Here is a 16911-nt window from a genome sequence, read left to right as displayed (position 1 = left end):
ACCGTGGTTTCGAAGTAGTGGTCTGATGAAGCTGCTCAGTATTGGGGGGCACTCCGGCGCTGAGAGCTGGGATATCGTCGCCGTCGTTGTCCTCTCCGCCGTAGCCGGAGCAATCCTGTGTGGGCTCGCCCTGGCCGCGTACCGACAACGCGGAACGCGCGCGTACCTGCTGATTGCGCTCGCACTCACCGCGCTGTTTGCCCGCCCGCTCATCGCGCTGTTGTCGGGGTTTTCAGTGGTTTCAGCACCGACTCACCATCTCCTCGAACACGCGCTCGATACCGTCTTTGTCGTCCTCGTCCTCGGTGCAGTGTACTACGCCCGGACAGTCGAGAAACGCCTCGATGAGGAGGGACTATGAGCGACACCAGAGCCAGAATCCACCAGCATATCGAGTCGAATCCGGGCGTTCACTTCCGAGAACTAACACGGGCGCTGGACCTCGCGACGGGACAGGTCCAGCACCACCTGGCCAGACTTGACCGCGTTCACAGCGAGTCGGTCAATGGGCGTACACACTACTACGCGTCGTCGTTTGACCCCTGGGAGCGCCATGCTATCGCCTTCCTCCGTCGCGAGACGGCGAGAGACATTCTTGTTACGCTCATACAGCGCGAAACTGCTCGCCCCGGCGAGGTGGCCGGCCATCTCGATATCGCACGGAGCACGCTCGAACACCACCTCAGCGGGCTGGTCGAGCACGATATCGTCGAAAAGCGCCGGAGCGAGGGACGAGTGACGCTGGCGCTCTGTCGGCCGGACCTGACGGTCGAACTGCTCGCGGCAGTGGAGCCCACGGGCCCCGACCGCCTGTCGGATCGCTTCACCCGGTTACTTGACAGGCTGTTCGAGAGCGAGTAGCTCAGTTTCTGCGGGCAGCGGTGCTTTCGAGTCTTGTACCACAACCCAATTGCACGGGCAGCCCATAGTGTGGGTGATGACTGAACGCGGCATTTCCCGACGCGAGTTCGCCAAGAGTGCCGTCGCCATCGGCGGCACCGCGGCACTGGCCGCCTGTCTTGATCGCGGATCGGGAACGGTACCCAAGGGAACCGATGACCCCTCGTCCCTCCCGGAGCGCCAGCACGCCTGGGACGCGTCGCTGGCCACTGACGACGCGGGGAACCACCGACTGTCGCGCCACCACGTCCTCTTGTTGCTGGACTACACTGGCGACGGAACGCCGGCCGATGCCGACCGCGAGCAGGTCGAGACTGCGCTTCGAGACCTCGAACGGGCCTACGAGTGGAGCAACGAGGGACTGCTGTTCACGCTCGGGTACAGTCCGACCTACTTCGACCGCTTCGAGGCCGACGTAGCCGGCGTCGACCTGCCCGAGCCAATGGCGCTTGCCCCCTTCGAAGACCCAGAACTCGACACGCCCGACGCACTGCTACACCTCGCGAGCGACGACGAGCGGGCCGTTATTGCAGCCGAGGAAGCGGTGAAAGGCAACCGAGACACGGTAAACGACCACGAGATGAGCGCTACCTTCGAGGGTGTGCTGCGCGAGGCGGAGCGCCGGACGGGATTCGTCGGGGCCGGTCTGCCCGCCGAGAATCAGGACGTCGACGGGGTTCCGGACTCCGAGCCAGTCCCGGAAGAGGCCCCGCTGTTCATGGGCTTCAAGTCAGGATTCAAGGAGAACCAGGCCTCCGAGGACCGGGTAACGGTCGATTCAGGGCCGTTCGCCGGCGGCGCGACCCAGCACCTCTCGAAAATCCGGCTGCAACTCCAGCAGTGGTACGAACAGGACTCTCGGGACCAGCGCGTCTCGAAGATGTTCTGTCCGGCCCACGCCGCCGAGGACAAGGTTGAAGGCGTCGGCGAGAACCTCGGCACTGACAACGGTGCCGGCGAATGCCCCGAGGATGTGGTCGACAGCGGCCGGCGGGAGGGTGTCGTTGGCCACGCACAGAAGATGTCCCGCGTCAGGGAAGACGGGACGCCGACCATTCTCCGCCGGGACTTTGATTCGACCGACGGCGGTGAAGCGGGACTGCACTTCCTCGCGCTGCAACGCTCTATCGCCGACTTCGTCGCGACGAAACAGGCGATGAACGGAACAGATGTCGCTAACGACTCCGCCGTCGGCCAGCGGGTGAACAACGGGATCCTCCAGTACATGACGGTTACGCGACGTGGGAACTACCTGCTCCCGCCACGTGACCTGCGGGCGCTCCCGCCGGCCGATCCAGCCTGACGGTTCTGGCGTCGTCAGGATACCGGGTCGCGGTTCTCGACTGATTCACGGGTGAGGGCGTCGGCGCTGACGCTGTAGCGGTACGACTGGGTGAAATAGTCGGATATCGGTCCTTCTGTCGCCGTTGATCCGGCCGGCGGGTCAGTCGTCGAAGATCCCGTACAGGTGACGACGACATCGTACCCCCACGACCGCTCGGTAACAGTATCAACGCGGCAGTCGAGGCTCATTTCGGTGTATTCACCCTGCCACAGACCGTTGTAGACGTGCCGGTACTGGTACTCGGACACGAACTCACGGACGGAGGACTCGTTCAGCGTCGCGGGCCGGTTCGGCCGTTCCTTCGGACCGTCCCGAAACTCGACGGTCCCTGTTGGGGACGGAGCGGTCGTCGCTGCTTCCGACGGGGCCGGTGACTCCGGCGACGGCGCACCGAAACAGCCTGCGGTCAGGACGACGAAACCGAGGACTACAACTCGAAGCGTTAGGGAGGGCATATCCCGGAATGTGCTGACCAATAACAAGTGTCTTGTGCCGTCCAGTTCCCGCCACGATATTCGGCCGCCGTACCAGAACGGTCTTTCAGACGAGGACCCAAAGGCGGTTCATGAATCGACGACAGTTCCTCGCCAGTGCCGGTTTCGCCGGCACGACAGTCCTAGCGGGGTGTGGTTCGCTGAGTTCCCAGTCGACACGCGCTCCACCGCTGGTCGAGAACCGCCCCGACGCCACGTACCGGCCCACCCACGCAGAGGGGATGGGAATGGCCGGGATTGCACAGGCGGGCGAGTACATGGTCGGACTGAGCTACTCCTTTCCCCACCGCTTCTGGACGGTCACTGGGACGACGGCCGAAAAGGTCGACATCCGGAGTGAGGACAGCGTTCACCTGATGGCGACTGTCTGGGACCCCGAGACCGAGATGGTCCTCCCGGTGTCCGCCGGCCTCTCAATCACCGTTGAGCGCGACGGGGAGACGGTCGCTGACAAGTCTCCGTGGCCGATGATCTCCCAGAACATGGGGTTTCACTACGGCGACAACTACGCGCTTGACGGCGACGGCGTCTATCAGCTCTCGGTCCGCGTCAACGGGATGGGTGAACGCCGACTGGGTGCCCTCGAAGGCCGGTTCAACGAGGCCGGCGAGGCGACGGTCGAATTCGATTTCGCACAGAGCACCCGCGACCAGCTCTCCTTTGAGCAGTTCCCGGACTCACAGGGCGAGCGTGCAGCAATCGACCTGATGAACATGGACATGGTGCCGACCTCGCAGGTCCCCGAAGTGTCGGCGCTGCCCGGAACGGTCCTCGGGACGGACAAAGGAAACGACGGCGTCTACGCGGTTACGTGGCTTCAGGACGCCGCGTTCCTCGCCGACGGTGAGTCGTATCTCGCCGTCTCAGCTCGGACGCCATACAACCGCGTTCCCCTCCCGATGATGTCTCTCGACGGAACCGTGGATGCCGACGGCGAGACAGTGTTTGAAGACGCGCTGACCGCCGCAGTCCACCCCGAACTCGGGTATCACTACGGCGCAATCGTCGGGACGGCAGTACAAGAGCCATCGGTCGGCATCGATGTCGTCGCCCCGCCACAGGTGTCCCGTCATGAGGGATACGAGACAGCGTTCCTGACGACGCCCTCGTTCTCGTTTTCGGGTAACTGACCGCTTCCGCTCGATTGAGACCAGACGCCCGATAGGGTTCGACCGGTCGAAATCCGTCGGTGATGATCGCTGAGGGACACCGAGAGTAACGCCTCGGCATGAGACATCTGTCGAGGCGATGCCTTCGGCGACCTGAATGACCCTCCGCGACCGATCCGAATAGCGTTGCAGTCTGGCACCTAATCGAACCAATCTGTGTACTCGTCACAGTCGCGGCACTCGGCACGGATGCTCCAGTCATCTCCGCGCTCGTGTGACGACGGTGCGACCCTGTTTATCTGGACATTCACCGACCCACATTCTGGACACTGGCCCGGGACTTGCTCACTGAACATGAGTAATACAGTCCGTATAGTTACCAGATTTTCATGCACACTAATATTTGTTTTCCAGAATAATATGTTGTGAGATAGTACCACGTATAGAACGGCAGAGTCGGGTCGAATCCGATAGCCGAATCACTCCACAGCGAACGGACTCTCTGCCTGTTGCCACGGCCAGCCCGGGACCCGTGTCTGGACCCCCGCCGCAAGCGCGGCATCGAGGTCGTCGGCACCCGCGGCGGCCGTGTCGTCACCGTGGGTTCGTACGTCCGCAACGTGGAAGGTCGCCTCCGCGAGCAGCCGGAGCGGTTGCTCACCGGCGATCATAGCCGCAAGCTCGCGGCCGAGGAGTTCGTCGACGACAAAGCCTGGGTAATCGCCTGTGACGTCCAGGCCTCGGAGCAAGCGAACCAGCGCGGCGACGTTGACCGCTCGGTCGCCGTCGGCGAACACCTCGTCGATAGCAGCCGTATAGGCGTCGTCTGTGAGCGTGTCAACGTCGACAGCAAACTGGGAACCGAGGAAGGCTCGCGTTTCATTTATTAGCGGGACAACGTCGTCGCCCCGTTTCTGGACCCAGTCGTACTCCTCACGGACGGTTTCAGGTGTCAATCGCATGCCGGCGTCTCACGTGGCGGCCGCTTACCGTTTGTGGGCACACACAGCGGCGACTGCGGGACAGTTCCGACCTCCGTATTGCGAAGGCTTTTATAACGCGAGGGGAATACTGAGAAATAGAGGACGGTTTTCCGGACATCTCTCCACGTCCGGAGGCAACTCACCGATAACTGATGACTTTATTAGAGAGCGTACATCCCGCGGCACCAGGTCGACCCGCACCAGCCGTGGACGGCCCCGCTACCGGGATGACCCGTTTTGAGCTATGAGCACTGTAGACAAGCAACTCGAAGACGTGAAGGCAACGATCGACGAGGAAGTCCCGCGCCGTATCTCCGTCTCGGATGTCACGTACGAGGGACCGGAACTCGTCATATACACGCGGGACCCGAAGGAGTTTGCCGCGAACAGCGACCTCGTTCGCCGGCTCGCATCGAAGCTCCGGAAGCGTATCACGGTCCGCCCGGACCCGGACGTACTGGCCCCGCCAGCCGAGGCCGAAGAGGCAATCCGGGACCTCATCCCCGAGGAAGCCGGCGTCATGGACCTGAATTTCCACGCTGACACCGGCGAAGTCGTCGTTCAGGCACAGAAGCCCGGCGTCGTCATCGGCCGGCGCGGCTCGACCCTGCGTGAGATCACGCAGGCGGTCGGGTGGACGCCCGAAGTCGTTCGGACGCCACCCATCGAGTCCTCAACGGTCGAGAATGTCCGAAACTTCCTCAAACAGGAGCGCGAGGACCGCCGCGACGTCCTCGAACGCGTGGGTCGGCAGATCCACCGCGAGCCGATGTCGGACGATGAGTACGTCCGTATTACGACGCTAGGCTGCTGTCGGGAGGTTGGTCGCGCCGCGTTCATCCTCTCGACGCCGGACACGCGAATCCTCATCGACTGTGGCAACAAGCCCGGCTCGAACGGCGAGAAGCCGTATCTGGACATTCCGGAGGCGTTCGGGGCTGGAACCAATGGTATCGACGCTGTCGTTCTGACCCACGCGCATCTCGACCACTCAGCACTGGTCCCGCTGCTGTTCGAGTACGGCTACGACGGCCCCATCTACTGTACCGAGCCGACGCGGGACCTGATGGGACTGCTGACGCTCGATCACCTCGATACCGCCGCGGACGACGGCCGCACCCCGCCGTACGACTCCGAGATGGTCCGTGAGGCGATCAAACACACCATCCCGCTGGAGTACGGCGACGTGACCGATATCGCGCCCGATATCAAGCTGACACTGCACAACGCCGGCCACATTCTGGGCTCGTCGGTGTGTCACTTCCACGTCGGTGACGGCCTGTACAACGTCGCTTTCTCCGGTGACATCCACTACGACGACACGCGCCTGTTCGACGGCGCGGTCAACGACTTCCCGCGCGTCGAGACGCTCGTGCTAGAGTCGACTTACGGCGGCCGCAACGACTACCAGACCGACCAGGAAGACTCGGAGCGAAAGCTCAAACAGATCATCCAGAACGCCTACGACCGCGACGGGAAGGTCCTCATTCCGACCTTCGCCGTGGGACGGGCCCAGGAACTCATGCTCGTCCTCGAAGAGGCGATGCGGAACGGTGATATCCCCGAGATGCCGGTCCACCTCGACGGGATGATCTGGGAGGCGACAGCCGTCCATACGACCTACCCCGAGTATCTCCGTGACGGTCTGCAGGACCGCATCTTCGACGAAGACAAGAATCCGTTCCTGGCCGACCAGTTCAACCCTATCGACGGCGGTGACGAGGAGCGAGAGGAAATTGCCGACGGTGATTCCTCTATCATCCTCTCCACGTCTGGGATGCTCACCGGTGGCCCAGCCATGTCCTGGCTCGAACAGCTCGGCCCCGACCCGGATTCGACGCTCACCTTCGTTGGCTATCAGGCACAGGGAACGCTCGGCAAGCGAATCCAGCGCGGCATCGACGAGGTGCCCGTCGGCGGCAAGGGACGCAGCGAGAAGGTCCCGCTGGAGATGACCGTCGAAACGGTCGACGGCTTCTCCGGGCACGCCGACCGGCAAGGGCTGGAGAACTTCGTGAAGACGATGAACCCCCGGCCCGAGAAAATCCTCTGCGTGCACGGCGATGAATCCGCGACACAGGACCTCTCCTCGTCGCTGTACCACGACCAGAACATCCGGACCTTCGCGCCGGAGAACCTCGAAACGTTCCGCTTCCGCTGACCGGTCGCTGTTCTCGATTCGCTATCAGTAATCAGACAAACCTCTATACTGCAGGCGGGTGAAGCAACACGTATGAACATCACCCAGTATCTCGACGAACTCGAACCGGTCGGGATGGTACTCATTGGACTCGTGCTGTTTATCATCCCGGAACCTGCGACATCGACACTCGGAATCGGCCTGATGGTGCTCGGCGGCGCGTGGTGGTTCTACGAGTGGAACCGCTGAGATAACTCGGGGTAGTCGTCATGAATCACGACCGCATTCACGCACAGGAACCGTCACACCACCGCGATCGCTGGACGGTCGGCACAATCACCGAGATAGCGGAGCAAGACGGCCACTGTGTCGTCACTGTCGAAGACGAGGCCGGCGAGCCGACGGAACTCGTCGTCACGATGGCCATCCGGGACCTGTTCGTCAGTCGGCTGGACATCGGCGACAACGAAAGTCCGGTCGGCGAGCGCGTCTGGTTCCGGAAACGCGGTGGGTCGTAGCCAGTCGCTGACGCGTCCGGGCAGTGGTCGACCGTCACTCCGACAGGTCGACAGTCCGGTCGGCCCAGCGCCGAAGCCGATCGAGCGCATCCCGCTCGGCCCGGGAGACCGGGTCGTCGACGCCCAGTTCGTCGCTATCGAAAGCGTTGAGGACGGCTACGTCCGCTTTCTCACAGTATTCGGTGAGCCGGCTGACCGAAATGGAATCGTGCTGGAATGGGATCGTCGCGTCGTTGACGAACACCGCCCGGGGAGTCTCCGGGAGCGCGTCCAGTTGTTGCTCGGCACGGCGAGCGTTTTCCCGGGCGAGCGCGACTGCCTGCTCGCCTGTCTCGCTCTCGGCACGGGGCGCGTTGGCGTCAACCCGGCCGAGCCAGACCGCCTCCGGCACAGTGATGAATCGGTCGAGGCGACCGCCCAGAATGGTCCCGTCCCGTTCGAGTTCGGGTGCGAAATCGAGGACGACGACGCCCGCGGGTCCCTCGCTGTCGAGCCAAGCGTCAAGGGCGGTCGCAGTCGTCCGCGTCTTGCCGGCGTTCGAGGGACCGGTGACCAGCGTCGACCCCGAGAGCGGGAACTGGAGGCCGGTCACGCGAGGAGTTCCTCCCGGAGGAATTTCCCGCCGAGGCCAGCCATGGCGAGGCCGAGCGCGACAGCGAACGCCAGCACGAACCCGGAAAGCGGGCCGACACCGCCGCCGATCTGTTCGACAACGAAGTTCGCGGCCAGCCCGCCCGAAACAGCGATGAGTGCCAGCCCGCCGACGTTGGCGAGCAGCGAGTTGGACTCCGGGACCGCATCAGAATTCAGGAGATAGAGGACGAGGGCGATGACGAACGGCGTGCCGACGGTGCCGAGCGCGAGCACGAGGACGAGTTGGCCGAGGACGTTCCCGCCGATGAACGCGCCCGGCGCGGACAGCAGCGCAACAGCGACGAGCAGGCCGCGGTAGCGGTTGTCCTCGATAGTAGTGCCCCAGCCGAGTTTGTCCGCGAGCAGGAACGGCGGGACGATGGTGTTGCCTCCGAGCGTCGACACAGCAGCGCCCCACAGACCGAGCAGGAACAGCCAGCGGGCGCTGTCGCCGACCAGCGGACCGAGGGCCTCAGCAGCGCCGACCGTGGTAAGGTCGCCCGAAGTGAGCACGCTCGCCGTCACCAGAAAGATGGCGAGGCTGTAGATGCCGAAGGCCACCAGCATCGACGCCCCCACGTCGACCGTCGCGAGGTCGTAGTCCTCGCGGGTCCAGCCGCGTGCCCGCATTGTGTAGGAGTGCATCGTAATGAGCGTGATGTGGACCGCGCCACCGAGGATGCCGGCCGCGACCAGTGCGCTTCCGGATGGGACAGACGGGACCAGTCCTGTCACCGCCGCACCGGCGTCGATGGGCACGACGAATAGACTGGCGACGAACGCGACGACGACCAGCAGGACGAGCACTTTCGCGGCCAGTTCGAGGAACCGGTAGCCCCCGCCCGCCAGCCCCGCTGCGAGGATGAGCGCCCAGACGACGCCCCAGATACGCGCGTCGATACCCGTCACCGTCGCCGAAACCGTGGCGACGGTCTTCATGATGACCAACTGTGCCACGCCGGCAGCGAGTACCGCGTCGCCGACAAGCAACCACGCCCACGTTTCGCCGAGGTGATCCTCGACAACGGCGACGATGCCACGCTCGGTCAGCAGTCCCAGCCGCATCGCGAGATACTGCGCCAGCGCTCCCGCCCCTGCGGAGAGGACGACGACCCACAGGAGACTGTAGCCGAAGGCACCGCCCGCGGTAACGAGGCTGGCTATCGTCGCTGGGCCGGCAGCAATCGCGCCCGCGATCCAGGATGGTCCCATCGCTTCGACGTAGTCACTGATTGTCCCGCTGCTAACAGCCGAACTGTCGACGGTTTCGGTCGAACTCATACCTCCGGCTTGGGTGAGGCCCCCTGAAAACACTGCCGACATATTGTTCGGTGGTATTCTACGGTAATTCGGTTGCTGTACAGCGATTATGCGGAAATGGAAGCTCTGCGGAATTAGTATATCACGCGCTCACCGGGCGGAACGCTACCAGAAGGAGTCCAGACTGCGCTGACTCAGAGTTCGACGGTCCCGAGGTCCGATTCCAGTTCGTCGACGTGGTCGTTGTACGCGTCGACGAAATCCTCGAACTGCGGGGCGTACTCACGGATGTCGGCTGCCGAAGGGGGTTCGTACTGCGAGAGGAGATAGAGCCCGTTGCTCCCGCCGACCCGGAGGTACGACGCCCCGTCGGTGTCCCACTTCAGTTCCCAGCGCGTGCCGCCGATTCGGTCGGTGAAGGTGCCGTAGTCGCCGCCCTCGTAGCGCTGGAGTTCCCGCGCGATCTGGTCGCATATCTCGCGGATACGGCCGAGGACACGGTCTCGTTCGGCCACAACGCCGTCGGTCGTCTCGATTTCCGGGAATTCCGTCGACACGTCGTCGAGAACACCGTCGAGCGACGCGACGTAGTTGTTGAATCCCTCGACGAAGGCATCGTAGTCGGCGAGCGCGGCCGCCAGCGGCTCCGGCTCTGGTGGCTGTTTGGTCGAGATGACGTAGGTATCGGAGCCGCGCGAGGGGGAGAACCGGAGGTACTCCAGATCGCCACCCTCGTACTTCACCGTCCACTCGCCGCGGTCGGTCTCGATATCCGCCTGTCCGTAGTCGCCGCCCTCCAGTCGGGCGAGCTGGTAGGCGACCTGTCCGGCGTGGTCCCGGACCGCCGCGACCAGTTCGTCACGCTGCTGTGCAACGGCCGTTGCGTCGGCGGGGTCCACCGGTGGCCACTCTGTCACAGTAGACGGAAGCGACGGGACGGCAATAACAGGCTCGGTCGGCTACTCGGACTCTAGGAGCGCATCGTCACCGTGGCGCTCGCGGAGTCCCTCGAAGTACTCGCGCTGCTCGTCGATGTTCGATGTCGATTCATCGTACACGTCGGTAAAGAGGTCCGTCGGGTCCGGTGCGTGGGCCTCAGCGTTGTCGATGATTTCGCCAAGGCGCTCGTCGATGGTGTCGTCCATCACGTCGATTTTCCCGTCGTCCAGCAGATTGCAGTTTCTGAGGAATGCCTCCATGCGGTCCAGCGGGTCGCGTTCGCGCCACTCCTCGACCTCTGCGTCGTCCCGGTATACGTCCGGGTCGTCGGCGGTCGTGTGCGCGCCAAAGCGGTACTGGACGGCCTCGATGAAAATTGGCTCCTGATCTTCGCCGTTTGCTCCTACGGCCCGCTCTCTGGCGGCCTCGGTGACGGAGTAGGTCGCCAGCGGGTCCATCCCGTCGACCTGCACGCCGTCGAAGCCGTACGCGTCGGCTTTCTGCGCCAGCGTCTGGCTGGCAGTCTGGCGCTCCCGCGGGACGGAGATGGCCCACTGATTGTTGTTGCAGAAGAACACCGTCGGTGTCTCGAACACGCCGGCAAAGTTCATCGCCTCGTGGAAATCCCCCTCGCTGGTGGCCCCGTCGCCGAAGTGGACGACGCCTGCCCGCTCGTCGCCCTTGCGCTTTGCCGCCCACGACCAGCCGACGGCGTGGGGCAGGTGTGCGCCGATGGAGATGTTCAGCGGGAACACGTTCACGTCGCCGAGAGCGGCGTTACCCGCTTCGTGGCCCATCCAGTAGAGGACGTACTCCCAGGGGAGCCCGCGGGCGACGAGCGCGCCGTGTTCCCGGTACTGATAGAAGATAGTGTCCTCGTCGGCCAGCGCGTACGTCGACCCGATCTGTGACCCCTCCTGGCCCGCCAGCGATGAGTAGGTCCCGAGCCGGCCCTGCCGCTGGAGGCTTATCATCCGCTCGTCAAACCGGCGGGCAAAGCGCATATCGCGGTACATCGACACCAGTGACTCATCGGACAGGTCCGGAATGAGGTCTGGTTCGACGATCTCACCGTCTGAATCGAGCGCCTGTACCCGGTCGTCGGGCGCCCGATTGAGAACGTCCTGTGTCATTTCGTACCCTACACTCGGAGAGGACCGTCAAAAAGCTGTGTTCGGCTCCGGTCAGCCAAGCCACTCCAACACGCGCCGACGGGCGTCAGCCTGATCGTCGGGCATCACTTCGAGGACGACGGCGCCGTCGAAGTGGGTATTGAGAACACCGGCAGTTGGTTCGAGCGGAATGTCACCATCGCCGAATGCCAGCCCGTCCGTCAGTACTGTGCTGTCGGTGAAGTGAACGACTTGAATCTGGTCGCCGTAGTCTCTCAGGAGGGTTGTCAGCGACTCCAGATAGGCTGGCTCGGACATGAACAGGTGCGCTGTATCGAGCACCAGGTCGTGGCCACGGTCGAGCAGGAGGTTTGCCAGCGAGAACTGACTCGCGCCGGGATTGTTCTCGTAGCCGCAGGGAGCGGTGAAGTCGTAGCTGTCCAGTTGGGTAGTATGCGTGTGCTGTGCGTACTGGCTGTGGACCACGAGATAGGCGTCGAGTCGCTGGGCCAATGCATCGCTCTGGCGGAACGGGTCCGGGTCATCCGGGCGGGCATGAAGCGTGTGGACCGACGTCGCGGAGACGGGTGACTCTTCGACCGTTGCCGCTGTAGCCGGTACGTCATCGAGGTCTGACGGCCGCAAGTGAAGTTCTACGCTATCAAAGCCCCGATCGGCCGCGGCGTCTAGCTTGGCCGGGGTCGGCGGGCACTTGCCGACAAGATTCATTATCGTGATTTTCACGACGGCGAAAATAAAACAGTCCCTTCATTAGCATAACTGAGCCGTATAATTCATGGCGTGTCCGCCCAACGTATTCATGATGCTCGGCAAAGAGGGGCCAGCGGCAGACAGTGAGCGGGTGACGCTCTGGCCGGATCACCACCTATCGCACACTCATGCGGTGCTCTGGACCGTCATCCTCGTCGCAACAGTCGGAGATATCCTCCTGACAATGACTGGGCTCACGGTCGGCCTACAGGAGGGGAACGCCGTCGTCAGCACGATGCTTGCGGAGTTCGGGCTGGCTGGCCTCTGGCTGGTGAAGTTCGGGGCGATGCTGTGGCTGGTCGCCGGGTGGCGACTGCTCTCCGAGCGCAACGCGACGATCTTTCTTGCCCTGTTTGCCGTGGTGACACTCATGGTCGTCGCCTACAACTCAGTCACCATCCTGCAGTACCGCGGGGTAATAACGGCTTTTGCGGGCATCTGAAGCGCTGAAGCCTTAGAATTCAGGAACAGCGGGATTAAGTACCACTGGGTGTGACCACGGTGTAATGGATAGACGTTCTTTCCTGACAGCGGCCGGCGCGACGGTGTCCGTCTCGTTTGCCGGCTGTGCCGGACTGGGTGGCAGCGACGAAGCGAGCACTGAGGCGTCGAGCACGGACGAATCAACCGCCACCGGGACAAGTACCGGCGACGCCGGCAGTGCCGACGAGACGCTGGTCGTTGGGACCTACAGCGCGTTCGTCGACTCGCCGTCGACGAGCCCGGGCGCATGGGTGAAACAGCGCTTCGAAGAGGAGTTCGACGCTCGCCTGATCTGGCAGACACCAAGCAATGAGGTCAACCACTACATCGAGCGCCGGAACGCTGGCGTCGACATCGAGGCCGATATGTACCTCGGACTGAACACGGACCACCTCGTCCGAGTCGACGAGAACCTCGACGACAGCCTGTTCGCCGATGTCGGCGACGTGGCGGGGCAGAACGACATCAAATCTGGCCTGCAGTTCGATCCCGACGGCCGGGCGATCCCCTACGACACCGGCTACATCAGCCTGGTGTTCGACGGGACAGCGACTACGGCGCCGGAGACGTTCGACGGCCTCCTTGCCGAGGAACACGCTGGCGACCTCATCACACAGAACCCTGCCAGTTCAGCGACCGGGCGGGCGTTCCTGCTGCACACGGTCAAGCAGTTCGGCCCGGACGGCTATCTGGACTACTGGAGCGACCTGCAGGACAACGACGTTCGGGTGCTTGGCTCCTGGAGCGACGCCTACAGCGCCTGGTCGGGCGGCGAAGCGCCGATGGTCGTCTCCTACTCCACTGACCAGGTGTTTGCCGACCAGAACGACGCGAACATGGAGAAACACCAGATCCGCTTCCTGAACGACCAGGGCTACGCCAACCCGGAAGGGATGGCGATCTTCGACGGGGCGGACACGCCCGACCTCGCCCGGGAGTTCATGGGCTTCCTGCTGCGCCCGGAAATCCAGGGCGAAATCGCCGTCCGGAACGTCCAGTTCCCGGCGACTGAGTCAGCCGACCTCCCCGAGGACTACGCCGAACTGGCCCAAGAGCCACCTGAGCCGGTCACGTTCGGCTACGACGAACTCAAGGGCTCCGTCTCGGGCTGGATTTCTGACTGGGAACGGCAGTTCGCCTCGAACTAACGACGACGGACTGTGGCCCGAGATTTCGACGGCGGCGTAGATGATTCCGACAGCGAAACAGCGACAGGGACAGCGAGCAGTCCGTCCCGCGAGCGAGGCCGGACCGTCCGAAATACTATCGAACGCCGGGCAATCGTCGGACTTGCAGTCGTCACTATCGCGCTGTTGCTCGGCATTTTCTACTACCCGGTGGCGACAGTCTTTATCGACAGCGTTCTCGTCGACAGCCGCTGGACTGGCCGGGTGTTTGTCTCGATACTGCAGGACCCGTTCTATTTCGGGGAGCCCGCGCGATTCCTCGCAGGCGAGCCAGTAGGTGCCGTCATCGAGAGTGTTCTGTCGCCGGACCGGCGGCTTGGCGTCATCGGCTTCACGGCCTATCAGGCGGCCCTCTCAACCGTTGCCAGCGTCGCACTCGGCCTGCCGGCGGCGTATCTGCTGGCGCGCTACGAGTTCCCCGGTCGGCGAACGTTCCGGTCGCTGACGATTCTTCCGTTCGTCCTCCCATCGATAATGGTCGGAGTGGGCTTCGTCGCAACATTCGGCCAAAACGGAACGCTCAACGCCGTTCTCGGTGCGATCGGGATAGGACAGGTGGATCTCTTGTTCACGCTGGAGGCTGTCGTCATCGCTCACGCGTTCTACAACGCCCCCCTCGTGGCGCGGGTGACCACCGCCGCCTGGGAGTCCGTCGACGCCAGCGCGGTCGAGACGGCCCGGAGCCTCGGCGCGAGCCCCTTCCGAGCGTTCCGCGACGTGGTCGCCCCGCAACTGTATCCGTCGGTGCTGATGGGTGCGGCGCTTACCTTCGTGTTCACCTTCAGTACGTTCCCCATCGTCCTCGCGCTGGGTGGGTTCCAGCTGGCCACCGTCGAGGTGTTCGTCTATCGGCTCATCCGCGACTTGGAATACGCCGAGGCGGCCGCCCTCGCGCTGATTGAACTCGGCATCTCGCTGGGGCTGCTGTACGCGTATCTCCGGTACGAGGTCAAACATACTGTCCAGTCACGAGGGATTCGGCCGCTCCCGCGGCGGCCGCTGACGCCGCCGTCGCTCTCGGTTCGGGAACTGCTTCCACGGATGGGGATCGCCGTCTACGCCATCGTCGCGCTGGCGGTGTTTGTCGCGCCGATAGCGAGCATGATTCTGGCTAGCTTCAGCGGGCCGGAGGGTTTGACGCTGGCGAACTATCAGTTCCTCATCGACCGCCAGACGACCGGCGCGTCGTTCCAGGTCCAGCCGTGGGATGCGGTCAGGAACTCACTCCTGTTCGGGGTCGCCTCGCTCGCCGTTGCCCTGCCGATGGGTGTCGTCGTGGCCGTCCTCACGACTCGGGACTACCGCGGTCGGAAGCTCGTTGACGCCGTCGCAATGGCTCCGCTCGCCGTGTCGGGCATCGTCGTCGGCCTCGGCCTGCTTCGTGGCCTCGTCTTCGGCGTCGAAGTCGGCGGGTCCCGCTTCGCCGTCGGTGGCGGTCTCGCTATCATCGCCGCCCACGCTGTCGCCGGTTACCCGTTCGTCGTTCGGACGGTCGCGCCCGGACTGGAGGGGGTCGACCACACGCTGGTCGAATCCGCCCGCGCACTCGGCGCACCGCGTGCTCGAGTGCTCCTCGACATCGAACTGCCGCTCGTGTGGCCAGCCGTCATCGCTGGATCGGCCTTCGCGTTCGCTATCTCTATCGGGGAGTTCTCAGCGACGATTGTCCTTGCCTCCGGGACGAACCAGTTCACGATGCCCATCGCCATCGAGCGGTTCATCGGCCGGCGACTCGGTCCCGCGACGGCAATGGGGGTCGTCCTGCTCGTGGTCACCAGCGCGAGCTTCCTGCTCATCGACCGGCTCGGGGGTGACGAGGTTGGGTTCTAAGGAGCCCCCAGCAGACAGGGCTGCCGTGAACCGGACCGCCCTGCCGGCTGTTGAACTCGACGGTGTCACCAGACGCTACGGCGAGACGACCGCCGTCGATGACCTTTCGCTGTCGGTTCGGGACGGCGAGTTCTTCACGCTGGTCGGGCCCTCCGGCTGTGGGAAGACGACGACGCTCCGTCTCATCGCCGGCTTCGAGGACCCGACGCAAGGCGAAGTCCGATTCGGCGGCACGTCCATCACTGGCGTCCCACCGGAGGACCGCGACGTGGGCGTCGTCTTCCAGAACTACGCGCTGTTCCCCCACATGACCGTCGGGGAGAACGTCGCCTACGGACTCCGATTCGCCGACCCGCCGGGCGGCGGCAGCGCCGAGGCACGGGTGCGTGAACTGCTTGAACTGGTTGACCTCGGCGGCATGGTGGACCGGGACCCGGACACGCTTTCCGGCGGCCAGCAACAGCGAGTGGCGATGGCCCGCGCACTGGCCCCCGGCCCCGACGTGCTCTTGCTCGACGAGCCGATGAGCGCCCTTGACGCGAAACTCCGGGAGCGCCTCCGCGTGCAGGTCCGCGAGATTCAGCAGGAACTGGGAATTACGACGATTTACGTCACCCACGACCAGGAAGAGGCCCTGGCCGTATCTGACCGCGTGGCGGTCATGCGCGACGGGACGCCAGAGCAAGTCGCGCCGCCGCGGACTATCTACCGCGAGCCGGCGACGGAGTTTGTCGCCACCTTCGTCGGCGACAACAATGTTCTCAGCGGCGAGGTGACAGCGGTACGGTCAACCGTCAGTGCCGAGGATGCCGACAACTCTGGCGGTGATAGTGGTCACTCCATCGCAGACGTGACGGTCGACGACACCACGCTCTCAGTGGCCCTGAACGGTGACAGCGACCCGACCCCGGCTGTTTCGTCCGGAGACCGGCTCACATTCTGTGTGCGCCCGGAACGGCTTGCTGTCGACGCTGACCGAAACGCGGTGACGGCGACGGTCACGAGCGCGGAGTTCCTCGGAGAGACCACGCGCGTTCATCTCGACTGGGAGGGACGCGAACTCCTGTTGCGAGCCGAAGACCCGCCAACCGGGACCGTGACAGTCGGCTTTGACCCGGCGGACGCACACATTGTCGATAAGCAGTCGTAAGCTACCATTCCCCACGCCGACACTGGAATGAAGTCTGTTTTAACCCGCCTGTGGTTA

Annotated in this window: 18 protein-coding genes; 11 read left to right on the top strand and 7 right to left on the bottom strand. The window is 63.9% G+C overall.

Translation table 11 applies throughout. The features are described 5' to 3' along the window. Nucleotides 1-25: 25 nt before the first annotated feature. The 3 genes from ACODNH_RS14920 to ACODNH_RS14910 all read left to right on the top strand — a co-directional run bounded on the left by ACODNH_RS14920 (nucleotide 26) and on the right by ACODNH_RS14910 (nucleotide 2203). Nucleotides 26-361 carry a DUF7471 family protein gene (locus ACODNH_RS14920; RefSeq protein WP_306705481.1) on the top strand — a complete coding sequence of 112 codons (336 nt, stop codon included), beginning with the start codon at nucleotides 26-28 and terminating at the stop codon, nucleotides 359-361. After that, entirely contained in the window at nucleotides 358-861 is a 504-nt protein-coding gene (locus tag ACODNH_RS14915; protein ID WP_306705479.1) for a winged helix-turn-helix transcriptional regulator, read from the top strand. The genes ACODNH_RS14920 and ACODNH_RS14915 overlap by 4 nt, the downstream gene beginning before the upstream one ends. A 76-nt stretch (nucleotides 862-937) precedes the next feature. After that, nucleotides 938-2203 carry a DUF7405 family protein gene (locus tag ACODNH_RS14910; RefSeq protein WP_306705477.1) on the top strand — a complete coding sequence of 422 codons (1266 nt, stop codon included), beginning with the start codon at nucleotides 938-940 and terminating at the stop codon, nucleotides 2201-2203. A 14-nt stretch (nucleotides 2204-2217) separates the two neighbouring features. Here ACODNH_RS14910 and ACODNH_RS14905 read toward each other — a convergent pair whose 3' ends face one another. Further along, the gene (locus tag ACODNH_RS14905) at nucleotides 2218-2700 is read right to left on the bottom strand and encodes a hypothetical protein (RefSeq protein ID WP_306705475.1); all 483 of its coding nucleotides are present in this window, start codon (nucleotides 2698-2700) and stop codon (nucleotides 2218-2220) included. A 110-nt stretch (nucleotides 2701-2810) separates the two neighbouring features. On the opposite strand from ACODNH_RS14905, the gene ACODNH_RS14900 reads away from it, so the two are divergent. Further along, nucleotides 2811-3869 carry a DUF7350 domain-containing protein gene (locus tag ACODNH_RS14900; protein WP_306705473.1) on the top strand — a complete coding sequence of 353 codons (1059 nt, stop codon included), beginning with the start codon at nucleotides 2811-2813 and terminating at the stop codon, nucleotides 3867-3869. A 458-nt stretch (nucleotides 3870-4327) separates the two neighbouring features. Here the strand turns inward: ACODNH_RS14900 and ACODNH_RS14895 are convergent, their stop codons facing one another. Continuing rightward, complete coding sequence (locus tag ACODNH_RS14895) at nucleotides 4328-4810, bottom strand: hypothetical protein (RefSeq protein WP_306705471.1); 483 nt, start codon at nucleotides 4808-4810, stop codon at nucleotides 4328-4330. A 265-nt stretch (nucleotides 4811-5075) separates the two neighbouring features. Between ACODNH_RS14895 and ACODNH_RS14890 the strand changes: the two genes are divergently transcribed. From ACODNH_RS14890 to ACODNH_RS14880, 3 genes are all read left to right on the top strand, one after another. Continuing rightward, on the top strand, nucleotides 5076-6992 hold the full coding sequence (locus ACODNH_RS14890; RefSeq protein WP_434530505.1) for a beta-CASP ribonuclease aCPSF1: 1917 nt from the start codon (nucleotides 5076-5078) through the stop codon (nucleotides 6990-6992). 72 nt (nucleotides 6993-7064) lie between these two features. After that, on the top strand, nucleotides 7065-7220 hold the full coding sequence (locus tag ACODNH_RS14885) for a hypothetical protein (RefSeq protein ID WP_306705467.1): 156 nt from the start codon (nucleotides 7065-7067) through the stop codon (nucleotides 7218-7220). A gap of 20 nt (nucleotides 7221-7240) precedes the next feature. Continuing rightward, nucleotides 7241-7489 (top strand): hypothetical protein, encoded by a 249-nt coding sequence (locus ACODNH_RS14880; protein ID WP_434530504.1) that lies wholly within the window; start codon nucleotides 7241-7243, stop codon nucleotides 7487-7489. A 34-nt stretch (nucleotides 7490-7523) separates the two neighbouring features. Here the strand turns inward: ACODNH_RS14880 and ACODNH_RS14875 are convergent, their stop codons facing one another. The 5 genes from ACODNH_RS14875 to ACODNH_RS14855 form a co-directional block, all read right to left on the bottom strand. Next, the gene (locus ACODNH_RS14875; RefSeq protein ID WP_434530503.1) at nucleotides 7524-8081 is read right to left on the bottom strand and encodes a hypothetical protein; all 558 of its coding nucleotides are present in this window, start codon (nucleotides 8079-8081) and stop codon (nucleotides 7524-7526) included. Then, on the bottom strand, nucleotides 8078-9403 hold the full coding sequence (locus tag ACODNH_RS14870; RefSeq protein ID WP_306705461.1) for a divalent metal cation transporter: 1326 nt from the start codon (nucleotides 9401-9403) through the stop codon (nucleotides 8078-8080). Before ACODNH_RS14870 ends, ACODNH_RS14875 begins: the two co-directional genes overlap by 4 nt. 173 nt (nucleotides 9404-9576) lie before the next feature. Further along, on the bottom strand, nucleotides 9577-10281 hold the full coding sequence (locus ACODNH_RS14865; protein WP_306707463.1) for a hypothetical protein: 705 nt from the start codon (nucleotides 10279-10281) through the stop codon (nucleotides 9577-9579). 60 nt (nucleotides 10282-10341) lie between these two features. After that, complete coding sequence (gene pdhA / locus ACODNH_RS14860; RefSeq protein ID WP_434530502.1) at nucleotides 10342-11454, bottom strand: pyruvate dehydrogenase (acetyl-transferring) E1 component subunit alpha; 1113 nt, start codon at nucleotides 11452-11454, stop codon at nucleotides 10342-10344. Between the two features lie 51 nt (nucleotides 11455-11505). Beyond that, nucleotides 11506-12162 carry a sugar phosphate isomerase/epimerase family protein gene (locus tag ACODNH_RS14855; RefSeq protein ID WP_306705458.1) on the bottom strand — a complete coding sequence of 219 codons (657 nt, stop codon included), beginning with the start codon at nucleotides 12160-12162 and terminating at the stop codon, nucleotides 11506-11508. A 91-nt stretch (nucleotides 12163-12253) separates the two neighbouring features. Here ACODNH_RS14855 and ACODNH_RS14850 point away from each other — a divergent pair, with 91 nt between their 5' ends. From ACODNH_RS14850 to ACODNH_RS14835, 4 genes are all read left to right on the top strand, one after another. Beyond that, entirely contained in the window at nucleotides 12254-12646 is a 393-nt protein-coding gene (locus ACODNH_RS14850; protein ID WP_306707461.1) for a DUF5658 family protein, read from the top strand. Nucleotides 12647-12710: 64 nt separating this feature from the next. Continuing rightward, entirely contained in the window at nucleotides 12711-13835 is a 1125-nt protein-coding gene (locus ACODNH_RS14845) for a thiamine ABC transporter substrate-binding protein (RefSeq protein ID WP_306705456.1), read from the top strand. Nucleotides 13836-13847: 12 nt separating this feature from the next. After that, nucleotides 13848-15704, top strand: coding sequence for an ABC transporter permease (locus ACODNH_RS14840; protein ID WP_434530501.1), 1857 nt, complete (start codon nucleotides 13848-13850; stop codon nucleotides 15702-15704). Nucleotides 15705-15729: 25 nt separating this feature from the next. Next, nucleotides 15730-16854, top strand: coding sequence for an ABC transporter ATP-binding protein (locus ACODNH_RS14835; protein ID WP_434530500.1), 1125 nt, complete (start codon nucleotides 15730-15732; stop codon nucleotides 16852-16854). Nucleotides 16855-16911 lie beyond the last annotated feature (57 nt).

Source organism: Haloarcula sp. NS06 (assembly GCF_051122755.1).
Lineage (GTDB): Archaea > Halobacteriota > Halobacteria > Halobacteriales > Haloarculaceae > Haloarcula.
The sequence above is the reverse complement of the archived record's forward strand: the minus strand, read 5'-3'. Positions and strand labels throughout refer to the sequence as shown.

Excerpts from the sequence above, each read along its gene's own strand:
- ACODNH_RS14870 (WP_306705461.1), bottom strand. The coding sequence starts at position 9,403 with ATGAGTTCGACCGAAACCGTCGACAGTTCGGCTGTTAGCAGCGGGACA.
- ACODNH_RS14880 (WP_434530504.1), top strand. The coding sequence starts at position 7,241 with ATGAATCACGACCGCATTCACGCACAGGAACCGTCACACCACCGCGAT.
- ACODNH_RS14915 (WP_306705479.1), top strand. The coding sequence starts at position 358 with ATGAGCGACACCAGAGCCAGAATCCACCAGCATATCGAGTCGAATCCG.
- ACODNH_RS14910 (WP_306705477.1), top strand. The coding sequence starts at position 938 with ATGACTGAACGCGGCATTTCCCGACGCGAGTTCGCCAAGAGTGCCGTC.
- ACODNH_RS14855 (WP_306705458.1), bottom strand. The coding sequence starts at position 12,162 with ATGAATCTTGTCGGCAAGTGCCCGCCGACCCCGGCCAAGCTAGACGCC.
- ACODNH_RS14900 (WP_306705473.1), top strand. The coding sequence starts at position 2,811 with ATGAATCGACGACAGTTCCTCGCCAGTGCCGGTTTCGCCGGCACGACA.
- ACODNH_RS14890 (WP_434530505.1), top strand. The coding sequence starts at position 5,076 with ATGAGCACTGTAGACAAGCAACTCGAAGACGTGAAGGCAACGATCGAC.
- ACODNH_RS14895 (WP_306705471.1), bottom strand. The coding sequence starts at position 4,810 with ATGCGATTGACACCTGAAACCGTCCGTGAGGAGTACGACTGGGTCCAG.
- ACODNH_RS14905 (WP_306705475.1), bottom strand. The coding sequence starts at position 2,700 with ATGCCCTCCCTAACGCTTCGAGTTGTAGTCCTCGGTTTCGTCGTCCTG.
- ACODNH_RS14850 (WP_306707461.1), top strand. The coding sequence starts at position 12,254 with ATGATGCTCGGCAAAGAGGGGCCAGCGGCAGACAGTGAGCGGGTGACG.
- ACODNH_RS14920 (WP_306705481.1), top strand. The coding sequence starts at position 26 with ATGAAGCTGCTCAGTATTGGGGGGCACTCCGGCGCTGAGAGCTGGGAT.
- pdhA (WP_434530502.1), bottom strand. The coding sequence starts at position 11,454 with ATGACACAGGACGTTCTCAATCGGGCGCCCGACGACCGGGTACAGGCG.
- ACODNH_RS14885 (WP_306705467.1), top strand. The coding sequence starts at position 7,065 with ATGAACATCACCCAGTATCTCGACGAACTCGAACCGGTCGGGATGGTA.
- ACODNH_RS14845 (WP_306705456.1), top strand. The coding sequence starts at position 12,711 with ATGGATAGACGTTCTTTCCTGACAGCGGCCGGCGCGACGGTGTCCGTC.